This window comes from Glaciecola sp. KUL10 (genome assembly GCF_003203515.1).
In the GTDB taxonomy this organism is placed as follows: Bacteria; Pseudomonadota; Gammaproteobacteria; order Enterobacterales; family Alteromonadaceae; genus Glaciecola.
On sequence record NZ_BGNG01000001.1, the window covers coordinates 412,848 to 424,985 of the forward strand.

Annotated in this window: 14 protein-coding genes and 1 tRNA gene; 7 read left to right on the forward strand and 8 right to left on the reverse strand. The window is 38.3% G+C overall.

Annotated elements, in window-relative coordinates:
• The first annotated feature begins 65 nt into the window (after positions 1 to 65).
• Entirely contained in the window at positions 66 to 2,333 is a 2,268-nt protein-coding gene (locus tag KUL10_RS01935) for an EAL domain-containing protein (RefSeq protein ID WP_110427213.1), read from the forward strand.
• Here the strand turns inward: KUL10_RS01935 and KUL10_RS01940 are convergent.
• Positions 2,293 to 3,222, reverse strand: a complete 930-nt coding sequence (locus KUL10_RS01940) for an amidohydrolase (RefSeq protein WP_158525296.1) — start codon at positions 3,220 to 3,222, stop codon at positions 2,293 to 2,295. The genes KUL10_RS01935 and KUL10_RS01940 overlap by 41 nt on opposite strands.
• Before the next feature lie 4 nt (positions 3,223 to 3,226).
• The gene (locus KUL10_RS01945; RefSeq protein ID WP_110427585.1) at positions 3,227 to 3,949 is read right to left on the reverse strand and encodes an SDR family NAD(P)-dependent oxidoreductase; all 723 of its coding nucleotides are present in this window, start codon (positions 3,947 to 3,949) and stop codon (positions 3,227 to 3,229) included.
• A gap of 264 nt (positions 3,950 to 4,213) precedes the next feature.
• Here KUL10_RS01945 and KUL10_RS01950 point away from each other — a divergent pair, with 264 nt between their 5' ends.
• Positions 4,214 to 4,441: a hypothetical protein gene (locus tag KUL10_RS01950; RefSeq protein WP_110427215.1), complete on the forward strand. Its 228-nt coding sequence runs from the start codon at positions 4,214 to 4,216 to the stop codon at positions 4,439 to 4,441.
• Between the two features lie 16 nt (positions 4,442 to 4,457).
• Here the strand turns inward: KUL10_RS01950 and KUL10_RS01955 are convergent.
• Together KUL10_RS01955 and KUL10_RS01960 are read right to left on the reverse strand one after the other, a co-directional pair.
• Positions 4,458 to 4,534 (reverse strand) — tRNA-Val (locus KUL10_RS01955).
• Between the two features lie 131 nt (positions 4,535 to 4,665).
• Positions 4,666 to 5,733: a patatin-like phospholipase family protein gene (locus KUL10_RS01960; RefSeq protein WP_110427216.1), complete on the reverse strand. Its 1,068-nt coding sequence runs from the start codon at positions 5,731 to 5,733 to the stop codon at positions 4,666 to 4,668.
• Positions 5,734 to 6,159: 426 nt separating this feature from the next.
• Here KUL10_RS01960 and KUL10_RS01965 point away from each other — a divergent pair, with 426 nt between their 5' ends.
• The 5 genes from KUL10_RS01965 to KUL10_RS01985 are packed head-to-tail and all read left to right on the forward strand — an operon-like array spanning position 6,160 to position 8,919.
• Positions 6,160 to 6,540 (forward strand): ACT domain-containing protein, encoded by a 381-nt coding sequence (locus KUL10_RS01965; protein ID WP_110427217.1) that lies wholly within the window; start codon positions 6,160 to 6,162, stop codon positions 6,538 to 6,540.
• A 12-nt stretch (positions 6,541 to 6,552) separates the two neighbouring features.
• Positions 6,553 to 6,918: an ArsC family reductase gene (locus KUL10_RS01970; protein WP_110427218.1), complete on the forward strand. Its 366-nt coding sequence runs from the start codon at positions 6,553 to 6,555 to the stop codon at positions 6,916 to 6,918.
• Positions 6,915 to 8,042, forward strand: a complete 1,128-nt coding sequence (gene dapE, locus KUL10_RS01975; protein WP_110427219.1) for a succinyl-diaminopimelate desuccinylase — start codon at positions 6,915 to 6,917, stop codon at positions 8,040 to 8,042. The genes KUL10_RS01970 and dapE overlap by 4 nt, the downstream gene beginning before the upstream one ends.
• Entirely contained in the window at positions 8,042 to 8,743 is a 702-nt protein-coding gene (locus tag KUL10_RS01980; RefSeq protein ID WP_110427220.1) for a M15 family metallopeptidase, read from the forward strand. The genes dapE and KUL10_RS01980 overlap by 1 nt, the downstream gene beginning before the upstream one ends.
• Positions 8,743 to 8,919 (forward strand): DUF2897 family protein, encoded by a 177-nt coding sequence (locus KUL10_RS01985; RefSeq protein ID WP_110427221.1) that lies wholly within the window; start codon positions 8,743 to 8,745, stop codon positions 8,917 to 8,919. The genes KUL10_RS01980 and KUL10_RS01985 overlap by 1 nt, the downstream gene beginning before the upstream one ends.
• Before the next feature lie 15 nt (positions 8,920 to 8,934).
• On the opposite strand, the gene KUL10_RS01990 is transcribed toward KUL10_RS01985, so the two are convergent.
• The 4 genes from KUL10_RS01990 to KUL10_RS02005 form a co-directional block, all read right to left on the reverse strand.
• Positions 8,935 to 9,255, reverse strand: coding sequence for a heavy metal-binding domain-containing protein (locus KUL10_RS01990; protein ID WP_110427222.1), 321 nt, complete (start codon positions 9,253 to 9,255; stop codon positions 8,935 to 8,937).
• Positions 9,256 to 9,360: 105 nt separating this feature from the next.
• The gene (locus tag KUL10_RS01995; protein ID WP_110427223.1) at positions 9,361 to 9,768 is read right to left on the reverse strand and encodes an HIT domain-containing protein; all 408 of its coding nucleotides are present in this window, start codon (positions 9,766 to 9,768) and stop codon (positions 9,361 to 9,363) included.
• Positions 9,758 to 10,756, reverse strand: a complete 999-nt coding sequence (gene astE, locus KUL10_RS02000; protein WP_110427224.1) for a succinylglutamate desuccinylase — start codon at positions 10,754 to 10,756, stop codon at positions 9,758 to 9,760. The genes KUL10_RS01995 and astE overlap by 11 nt, the downstream gene beginning before the upstream one ends.
• A 45-nt stretch (positions 10,757 to 10,801) precedes the next feature.
• The gene (locus KUL10_RS02005) at positions 10,802 to 12,115 is read right to left on the reverse strand and encodes a bifunctional diguanylate cyclase/phosphodiesterase (protein ID WP_110427586.1); all 1,314 of its coding nucleotides are present in this window, start codon (positions 12,113 to 12,115) and stop codon (positions 10,802 to 10,804) included.
• Between the last annotated feature and the right edge of the window lie 23 nt (positions 12,116 to 12,138).

Sequence of the window (12,138 nt, forward strand, 5' to 3'; positions counted from 1 at the left end):
TACAATTGCCGATAAGGAATATCAAAGGTATAACCATTATTTCAACAAGGTAAATTCAACCCAATATGCCAAATTATCTGTATTTACGCATACTCAAACTAATTGTCATATTAGTGTTGAGTACTGCGTTCGTTATTTTGGTTGCTGTGTGGCAGAGCACAAGTAAGACCGTTCATAAAAATATCTATGGTTCGCTCACACATGTACAATCTTCCACAGAAGATCACTTGCGTAAAATTAGCGACAGCAATTCAGATGTTTTAAAAATTGCATTTAATGATAATCTAAGTTTAGGTGAGCTTAAAAGTATACAACAAACACTTTCTATTGATTTTCTGGTGTTGAACACAGAAGATGGTGTCGAATTAATAACAGATTCATTTTCAGAACTCACAAATATTGAAAAAAACCTTTTTGAGTTAAATACTCAATTAACTTACTTTTTCCTACTAAAGAACGACCAACTATACTTTATCAATAACGCATATATCGAGAGTTCAGAACGACAGGTTTATCACGGCTATAAAATCAACGAAGCTTGGCTCAAAAACCTCTCTGACTTATCTGGTATAAATCTATCTTTGGTTATCAATGATCAAAGTGCACCGACAATAACTACTTTAGAAGACCCAATAATAAGCACCTTAATTCTTCAAAAAGGCGTTGTCTCAGATAGCTATTTTGATTTGTTTAACCCATCTATCATATTTGGTTTACAACCACTTTTCACAGCCGAACTTTCCTTGAGCAATGTTATAGGCGCTCATGCGTCTATTTTTATGTCCATAAATGCAGAAAGAGTTTCTGGTAACTTTTTGAAACTGCAGAGCACCATTGGCGTAGTTGCGCTTATTGCTGTAATAATAGCTTCTTTCTTAGGGCTCTTAACGACAAAAAAGATAACCAGACCAATTGAGGCGCTCACAAAATACGCGAGCAGAATTTCAAAAGGTGATTATCGCGCCAATATTACTCCAGAAGGATTATCGGCTGAGTTTCAAAGCTTGTTCAATACTTTTGATAGCATGAAACAGAATATTGAGCAGCGAGAATCAGAGATCCTATATCGCTCATTGCATGACAGCGTTACACCTCTTCACAACAGGGAGTTTATAAAATCCTACGTTGTTTCAAAGTTTGAACAGGCTTTCGAGTTTCAGGGTGTCATCATACATATCCTAAACTTTAGGGAAATTAACGACGTGTTTGGCAATGAATTTGGTGATGCTTGTCTCGTACGGTTTTCTAACAGACTGCTATCGCTTCCAGGCAAAGCCGCTAGATTCAGCGGTGCGGAGTTTTTATGGTTTCCAGATACCATATGCGATTTAAAAACCTTAGCATCTATAAAACTAGATTTACAAAAATCGTTTATTGAAAACGGAATAAACGTAAGGCTTCAAATATCAATTGGTAAGCTTGATTGCCCTATTGATGCTCAAAATAACACACAGTTTTTTAAGCGGCTCGCAATACTGTCTGATACAAGTAAAGACAACCCCGACACTATTCAGTCTTTTTCAACAGAGGTCGAAAGAGAATACCTCGATCGACTCACCTTAGTGAGTGAATTAAGCCATGAAATGGACAAAAACTGCGAAAACTTTAAGCTAGTTTATCAACCTTATAAGGGGCTGCATCAACAAACAAGATACCGAGCAGAGGCATTACTGCGCTGGCACTCCAAAGTGCTAGGAAATGTCGCGCCGGACATATTTATTCCACTGGCTGAAGAGATAGGCGTTATTAATCAAATAACAGAATGGGTAATCGAAACAGTCGTAAATGACTTAAAATGCTTAACGAAACAAAATATTGCGTGTGAAATATCCATTAATATATCTTCGCAAGATTTATTCGATGAAAACTTTATTTCCAAGCTAGAAAGCATAAACGAGGATCATGAGATTGAAAATTCGAGCATCAGTTTTGAATTGACCGAATCGGTGCTTGTTAATGATGTTGCGGCGGCAAGAGAATTGATGCAATCAATCAAACGGCTTGGTTTCAAATTGGCATTGGATGACTTTGGTACCGGATATTCTTCGTTGGCTTATTTGTCCACGCTGCCAGTTGACACAATTAAACTCGACCATGCATTTGTGAAGGATTTAAGCGTATCCCTAGACAAAAGAACATTGAGTAAGCGCATCATGCAAATAGCATCTGATTACAACATGGAACTTGTCGCTGAAGGTGTCGAAGATAAAGACAGTCTATCTTATTTAATGGAGCAGAGCTGTGAATGGGCGCAAGGCTTTTACATGAGTAAACCTTTAGCGCTAGAAGATGTTACGCGCTATTTTCAACATCAATCAGATAAAAACATTTAGCACTAGCATAGGTAAGTTGGTGAAAATCAAGCTCGCACAAAATGCATACCTGTAAAACATCCGCCCAATAATCTTGATACGGTTTACTAAAAAGAGTCAGTGGAAAGTTACTTGCAAACATCACCCTGTTTAATTCAAAGTGTTTGGTGACATGTAGCAATAATTCACAAAGTGCTTCTGTTTGATAATTTCGGTTTGTCATTTCAAAGCCTGATAACTTTATGTGCAAATTATCTAATGTAGCTAAAGCAGCCAAGCTTTGTTCAATATTGCGTTCCATGCAGTCAGTATGAGATAAAAAATAAGATTGTTTTTTCATTCCGAAATGCATAAAGCCGACATGATTCAAGACAAGCTTTAACTGAGGAAATACTTCAAAAAATTTGACAACATGGATAGTGTTATCAATATTTGAAGCCTCATAATGCAACTCAAAAATTAACCCCATCGCCTCAATAACCGCGATGTTTTTTGCTGTATTTTGGTGGTTTAGTGTTTCAAATAGATGTTCATTGAGAATAAACCGAATTCCTCGAAAAGAAGGGTATTGAGTGAAACACAAGAGTTGGCTTGAAAATTCACTGCACTCCATGGTGATATCGAGAAATGCGATGCTTGCAAACGCAATTGATTCATGGGTTTGTGATTTCATCTTTCTCTCTAGCCACTCAACTTCTCTTATAGGTGTACTATTATCAAACCCAGCTTCTATATGAACAAAACTAGATAACTCAAACGCATCATTTAACAACAAATGATCGACATCAAAATCTTGATGAATAATGCTTTTATCAGGCCAAAACGGTTCATTTGTTGACTTAAGCCAATCATATTTCCCCTTTTGAAGTTCAAAAAGATGTACATGAGGGTCGACGATTTTACGTTTCATTGAGCTAACCTGTTGTATAACCACCATCAATCACTTGCAAGCTCCCTGTAATAAAACTAGCAGTGCTACCGGCTAAAAATAATGCATAAGCAGCTACTTCTTCCGGTTGACCAAGGCGGCCAATAGGTTGCAGCGACGCCTCCTCTTGATGAACGGCTTGTTTGTCCGCACCAGAAATTTCACAATAACGGTCAATGGCATTGTGGTACAAAGGCGTTTCAATGGTACCAGGACAAATAGCATTGGCTCTAATATTGTATTTTGCATAATCAAGGGCTGTGGTTTTTGCGATCGAAGCTAAAGCATGCTTACTTAGGTTATAGGCAAACGAATTAGCTTTAGCGACTAAGGCTTGTTCTGATGCAATATATATTATTGAGCCACCCTTTTCTTTCATAAATGGGATACAGGCTTGAGTTAAATAAAAAGCACCCTTCACGTTAATCGCTAGTATGCGTTCAAAATCTTCGGCTGAGGTGTTCTCAATATCCGCGCTAAAATGAATGCCGGCATTAGAAATAATTGTATCAATTTGATGACGCCTACTAATCTGATGGACGGCATCAACGATAGATTGCTGTTGAGTAACATCGCATTGAATATGAGTACCATACGTTCCACTTTGAATATCTAAATTGAAAACCTCATACTGAGCTTTTTCAAACGCAGCTGCAATCGACTCTCCTATTCCAGAGGAGCCGCCTGTAATAATCATTGCTTTGGTCATCATTTACAATCCGATCGTTTAACTACCTAAATTTTGAGTATGCTAGCACTCTTCTTAATCCGGTACGAAATATTTAAAATCTATCAGTTCACTTAACAAAGAAAAAAGCGTCAAAAAATTGTCAGCATAAACACTGAGTTATCTCGTAAGCGCATAATCATCCTGTTTTTACTATTGATCACCTCACCTAAAACCCGTTTAATAACGCTAGAAAAATAAGAAAAGTACAAAAATAAATAATAAAAATTAGGGAAGGAAAGATTTATGTTTAGCCACGATCGCGAAGATTATATCGAAAGAAAGTTGCTTCACATGCGCTCTCAGTTAATAGCTTATCAAGACATTATTGAAAACGGTAATAAGCTCAATGAAATTACGCATTGTAATATTATCGACAGCCTTCAACTATCGATTGAAGAAGTGCTAAATGCAGTGCAAAAAACGCAAATTATCAAGCAGAACAAAAAAGGCGAAGTGTTTAATTTGGTTTGATTGTGCGAATAAGAAGTGGTGCGTCTACCCTGACTCGAACAGGGGACCTCTACCATGTCAAGGTAGCGCTCTAACCAACTGAGCTATAGACGCATTCGTTAGACTAGTTGTCTAATTCGGCGCGTATGATAACCACGTAATTGGGCTTACGCAAGCGTATTTAAACAAATATGTGCATCTTGTGTTTGTTTGCTGTTTTTTCAAACAGAAACAAACACAAAACGTTATTTGCGATTTAGTTGTATTGGCTTTATGTGTTGCACAATACTTCCATCATTTATTTTATTGATCAGCTCTTCACCCATTCGATCAGACTCACTTATAACCTTGCTCCAATAATCAATCCGTTGCGATGCTTCCATTTTCTCGAAGTCTTTTCTATCCGGAATTTTTTTATAAGGCAAGGTTTCAACAAACGCTTTCGACGGAGATATCAATACGACATTCTCGTAGCTAGAGTGTGTGCATGGGCGCTTCAAATTTTTATCAAACCAACCTGGTGTAGGCGTGCTATAAAAATGCGGATACAAAACCAACTTATCAGTATTAAAGCGCAAGTCAAAATGATAATCGATAATCCCTCCGTCTCTGTACATCCCAGGCTTTGCCCCAGGTATGTTTGCTACGCCTTCAAGCACAAGAGGTATACTGCCTGATGCCATCAGTGCCGGAATAAGATTGTCTTGAGTGAGTAAATAGTTATTTGTCGGAAACTGGTCGGGGTCGATAAAAGATAATGTATTGTGCTTTGCTGAAAACAAGGCGCGTGTAAACGACTTTGCCAACCGCTTTCGACTTATGGCATTACGAGCGCCAGCTTTTAACAATCCCGACATCTGTTTGAATTTATTTTCAGACTCAACGGCTCCATGGCATTGAGCAACTGAAAAGTGAGCAATATGCTTAGGGTGATTAAGAACCTCATGCACGCCCGTCGCGCCCATTACATACTCTAACAGGTCATATCCTTTCTCAGTGATTTCTGCGACAGTTGGTTTAGCGGAATAAACCGTGTTTGAATACTTATCTGCTAATCGGTTAATAGCAGCAATAGGATCTTTTTGCGTTAAACATGCAGCGCGAAAAGCGCCCGCAGAAGAACCAACAATATTGATTGAAGTATCAATTTGTGAAAATAATTCGGGGAAAATAACGCGGTCTAAACCTGCAAGAATAAACCATTTGGGTCCACCACTAGCTCCTAGAAATGTGTCAAACATTTGAGCCGAAAAGCCTTCGGCCTTGATTTTATTAATCGCATAAGCGCCTGCGAAAACGTCTATTGTATTCATTGACTCTTTTTTTAATTTTCTTTAAGTTTGCACTACCTCCAAATAAAATGAAAATAGTTATTGGTAATGGTTATAAATAGGATTTTATATCGAGGTCATTGAGTAAAAGGCATAGCCTAGGTAGGATAGATGACATAACTAATGAAAAAGTTTTACACAGGCGTCATTCATATATTGGATAAAAACACAGCATTACGCCTATTCTTTGTAAGTTATTCACAATTTAGCGTTTTACAAGCAAAATAATTATATTTTTTTCATTAATTACACTTGCAATTTTATGAATTTAAGGCGTTAGCGGCAAAGCTTTTCCGCTTGCTTAGAATATGTACAAGATGAGTTTTACAATTAAATCAAACACTTATACAATAGCCCCATGGTCACACACAGACTTATCCACAGAATAAGTGGATAAAAGGAATAACTTTGCCTAAACAGACACTTTCAGTACTTGAAGATATTTTCGCCATCCACAGTCTTTCAGAAGATAGTAGTATTCCTGCTGTCGTTTTATCATCTGATTTCTATTTCATTGGTAAAACCAATGATGAGTTGTCACTTGTCGTAAAAGAATCGCTTGATATAGAAGCAATTGAAACTGACAAAGATTGGCGAGTTTTGGAAGTACTTGGCCCCTTAAATTTATCAATGATTGGTATTATGGCGCAGATTAGTCAATGTCTAGCGCAAGCAGAGGTCAGTATTTTTGTCGTTTCAACTTTTGAAACAGATTACATTTTAGTAAAAAACCTGCAGCTAGAAACCGCCGTAAGTGCGTTGGCTAGCGCTGGTTACGAATTCGTATAGGAAACAGTTTTGATGAGCAATGTTACACTCTTTGGTATCCCAAATTGCGACACCATTAAGAAAGCCAAAAAATGGCTAAATGACAATGAAGTTGACTTTGAGTTTCACGACTACAGAAAAGACGGCCTTGAAAACTCTTGGTTACAAAAAGCCGAAGAGGCATTGTCATGGGAAAACATTCTTAACAAGCGCGGTACTACTTTTCGTCAATTGAGTGATGAACAAAAAAATACGCTAAACAAAGAGAATGCGATAGCGTTAATGATAGAAATGCCAGCGATGATTAAGCGCCCTATCCTTCAGATTAACGAAAATAATAACCAACAGTTTTATTTAGGGTTTAAACCTGCGCAATACGAGGACATTTTTAAGTCATGAATGAAGTTGTTGAATTAACCAAAACCCTCATTAATATGCGCTCAGTCACGCCTGACGATGCAGGGTGTCAAAAGCTAATGGCAGACTACCTTCAAGCACTTGGATTTGAAATAGAAAGCATGGTGTTTGAAGATACTACTAATATGTGGGCCCGAAAGGGACAAAAAGGCGCTGTATTCTGCTTTGCTGGTCACACCGACGTCGTTCCCACAGGCCCCGAATCCAATTGGGTGTTTCCCCCTTTTACTGCAACCGAACACAATGGATTTATATATGGACGTGGGGCTGCAGATATGAAAGGTAGTCTAGCTGCCATGTTAGTAGCGACTAAGCGATTTATTAAGGACTATCCTGATCATAGAGATTGTATTTCTTTTTTGATTACTAGCGACGAAGAAGGCCCTTTTATCAATGGTACAACCCGTGTAATTGATACATTGGAAGCACGAAATGAAAAGATCGATTATTGCATCGTAGGAGAACCCTCAAGTACGAAATTAACAGGAGATGTAATTAAGAACGGAAGGCGCGGTTCACTCACTGGAGATTTGGTTGTAAAAGGTGTTCAGGGACATGTTGCTTACCCCCACTTGGTTAAAAATCCCATACATCTTATTGCACCGGCTATAAGTGAACTTGTCGATACTCAGTGGGATCTTGGTAATGAATTTTTTCCACCGACAAGTTTTCAAGTCTCAAACTTTAATGCGGGAACAGGAGCGGGAAACGTTGTGCCCGGTGAAGTAAAAGTATGTTTTAATTTTAGATTCTCTACCCAAGTTTCTGACCAAGAGCTGGTTAAAAAGGTCGAAGGTATTCTTCACAAACATGAACTTAAGTTTGACATTAAATGGACTTATAACGGGCAACCGTTTATCACAGAAGCAGGTAATTTAGTCGAAGCTGTTCAGCACAGTGTTAAAAAGGTATGCGGCTTTGATACCCAATTATCAACGGCAGGAGGTACATCAGACGGCCGATTTATTGCGCCGACAGGCGCACAAGTAATTGAATTAGGCCCCGAAAACAACACCATTCACAAGGTGGATGAATGTGTAAATATAGACAATTTAATCACACTTGAAAACGTCTATTACGAAACGCTTGTGAAGTTGATGGGTTAATGGCATTGCAAACCTCTCCCCTTAGCGCAGCACAAGTAATGGGCGTTGAAAGTAGCCACGTTGTGGCACTTTCTAACGAAGGTGAGCATTACCTTGAACAGTCAACCTTAAATGCTTTTTTAGATATGCAACAAGCAGCAAAGTCCGATGGCATAGACTTACAAATTTGCAGTAGCTTTCGTTCATTTGATAGGCAGTTAAGCATTTGGAATCGGAAATGGGCCGGAGAACTTCCTATTCTTGATAAGCATTCCCGCCCTATTAATACAAACTCATTAAACGACCATGAAAAAATTCACGCGATCATGCATTGGTCTGCCCTACCTGGCGCCTCACGTCATCACTGGGGAACTGATTTTGATGTTTATGACAAACGAAGCGTAGTCTTAAGCAATCACAAATTTGAGTTGATACCGTCTGAATATGCTCAAGGAGGACCTTGTTACAAGCTCAACAAATGGCTCGAAGTTCATGCAACAAAATTTGGCTTTGATAGACCTTACGAAGTCTATACGGGCGGAGTTGCAAGAGAACCATGGCATTATTCTTTTAGCAAGAGTGCCGCGAGTGTTATTCAAAACTTTGCGTTAGATTCTCTTCGCGTAGAATTGAATAAAAGCCAAATATTAGGTAAACAAACCATCTTAGAGCTGTTACCATCCTTGTTTAATCAATACACATTAAATCTGGGAAAAGCATAATGACCGGTTGGGTAGTCGCTTTAATTATTATTGTTGTATTGGCGTTTATATTCGGTAATGTCACCGCCCTACTTAAGCAAGGCGGTTTTGATTTTCCAGATTCATATGAAAAACCAGAAGCTAACCCAGATTCAAAGAAAAAGGGGGATGACGATAATTCGAGTGGATTCTATTGATCAACGAATATTGTTTTAAGCAACGCTTACAGCGGTACCGCTAATACTCACCATTAACATGCTTCCTTTGCCACCGATAACTTCATAATCTATGTCAATTCCCACAACGGCATTAGCGCCGAGTAACGTGGCCTCACGTTCTAACTCAGTAAATGCAATTTTTCGCGCTTTAGTAAGCTCGTCTTCGTAAGCACCAGAGCGCCCACCGACGATGTCGCGTACCGATGCGAACAAGTCTTTGAAAAGATTAGCACCCATTACAGCTTCACCGATTACCACACCATAATAATGTTGAATAGCTTTTCCTTCAACGCCGTTTGTAGTTGTCATTATCATGAGACACTCCTATATTTGCACACGTAAAAATTGAATTCTTTCCAGTCAACACTCAAGATGACCTGACACTTTGTCTTATAAACATTTTACAAGCTTAACTAATGCTCACGTGAGTAACATGGTTTTGATTTTATTAATCAATACGTCATGTTTTTCAGGTGTATAAGCTTTCATCTTATGCTTCCCCCAAACTGGACCTGGCCATGCCACATCGTTTTTAAACCTAGCAATATGGTGAACATGTAATTGAGATACCATGTTACCCAACATGCCGAGATTAAGCTTGTCAGGTGCGAAATATGTTTTGATGCATCGGCTCAACAAAGCTGATTCTTTCCACATCAAGGCTTGTTCATCTTCAGTCAAATCAATAATTTCTCTTAAACCACTTTTACGAGGGACAAGAATAAACCAAGGGTACTGACAGTCATTAATTAACCTAACCTGACTAAGGCTTAAATCACAAACCATAAGGCTGTCTTTTTCAAGTGTTTGATTTAGTTTAAATGTCACAAGGTATTACCGTAAGTAGTGCACGCTGTCCAATAGCTACATATGCATTTGGAAACACAATAGCTTCTGAATTCTGCTGAGTGTAGTAGGATTTCCCTGATTCGCTAGCGATTAAATCGCCTTTTTTAAACTCGCTAAAATTAGCAAGCTCATCATCGAAATGCAGAACAAAGTCTTCTTTCGTTTTCACAATTTCTTGCGCGACTTCAAAGATTTCAATCGGACACGCTTCGAAGCTTTTAAACACAGGCTCTTGTTTTGTAATTAATTCGAGTAGCATTTTCTTAGTTTGTTCAAACCGACTCATGTCATTCTCGCCAAAGCGTTTGACTTTGCCAAGCTCTACTGTAAACGCATGAGCTAGATGAAACTTACTTGAATAATGACTAAAAGTACTTGTTGGGCCTTGAGACAACAAAACAGTATTTACGCCACATGCAGACATAAATGCTAATTGCTCTTTTGAATATTTGCGCCCATATAAATATGGGTATACGAGAAATTTTTCGTTTTTTGAATCCCTAATCGCCGTGTGTAGGTCATAGTGGATTCTTTCTTGTGATTGAGTTGCTTTCTCAAAAAATGAATCAACAATGTTCATCAGTATGTAAGCTCTTTTGCGCTCATTATTACTTAACTCAACGTTTTTAATAAACAGCCGATTTAAGTTTTCTTCCACAAAGCGTTTTTCAATATCCATTGAAGGCAAATTACCGAAAATAAACATAACGCGTTGACACAAGATTATATTTTCATTTAACACTTGCTGCACTAACTCATCACATATTTCAATTGGCGCAGTTTCATTGCCATGAATACCAGAAGAAAGAATTATATTTTTAGTATACTGAGTGGGCACAAACTCAATGACACCTGCGGTGTGAATGATTACGCGAGTTTGATTGGTTAAGGTATAAGTTTCAGGCTTAAGACTCGATCCTTGCGTTCGTGATTTAGCAAGAAAAGATGGGGTTGCTATTGCTTCCATTTAATAAGTTTTGAGTGATTCAACACCTGCTTAGTCTAAACAACCTCACGCCTGGTTGCGAGTGTTATCCTCGAGAAGATAGGTAAAATCGCCTTTTTGATAAAGTTTAATGAAGTCTTTTAACGGAACTGCTTTTGAAAACAAAAAGCCCTGCCCCATGTGTACACCTGCATTCGAAAGCAATTTAAGATGTTCAATAGTTTCGATTCCTTCAGCAACGGTGTAACAGTTTTTAGAGTCGCCAATAATTTTAGTCGCCTGAATAATCGCCAAGTTTACTGGATTATCCTTTAACTCTAAAACAAATGCTTTATCGATCTTGATGGCTTGTAAATCCAAATCCTTTATTAAAGAAAGGTTTGAATACCCCTTACCAAAATCATCCATTGACAAACTTATACCCATCGCGCGTATTTCATCTAGTTGGCGTTTTACTAATATAGAATCAGATAAAGCCACGTCTTCAGTGAGCTCTAACTCAATCATATTGGGTTGTACACAATAATACTTTAGTAATGATTTTATTTTTGGAGACAAGTTCGAGTCATATAGTTGGCTAGGAGACAAGTTTACGGATATGGGAAGGTTGATCCCTGACATATTTAAGGACGCTAACATTGATATGGCCCGATGTATTGTCCAGTATCCCAACTCATTCATAAGATTGTATGACTCTGCAGCTTCAATTAAAGCACCAGGAAATAGTAAGCCGTCTAGAGGATGATTCCAGCGTAATAAAGCTTCGCTGCCTACTATTTGGAGGGTTTTTAAATCTACTTTGGGTTGCAGATACAGCTCTAATTCTTCGTTATTTAGTGCTCTGGTCAAATCTGCCTTTAACGCCAATCCTCTGCCTGTAGAGCTTAAGTTTCGTTCGCTTACGATTTTGAAGTTCTCAAGCTTACTGCTTTTCGCAAGTTTTAGTGCCGACTCAGCTCTAGAGACAAGTGTCATGACATCGGTATTCTTATTTGTTTTTACCGAACATCCCACATTAAAGTCAGCGATAAATGCCGTTTCATTTACAAAGATAGGTGTTTTAAAGTGCTCAATTAACTTGAAATAGCGCTCGCGAAGCTGGTTATCAGAAGACTCGCCGGAAAAAACCAATCCAAAAATATCACCACTGATACGTCCAAGTAATAGTCTATGATGAAACACATGATTTATTTGGTTCGCAATTTTTACCAGCAGTTGATCACCTGCACGATAATCAAACGCAGAAGATATATCAGAAAAACGCATCACGTCCACAAGGTACAACGACACTGCACCGTGCTTTTCTGCCTCTCGTTCAATCAAATCAAAGAAATGATAACGATTCGGTAATGTAGTTAAACTAAAATGCTCTTGTGTCATATAACTGATTTCGCACCTGTTCA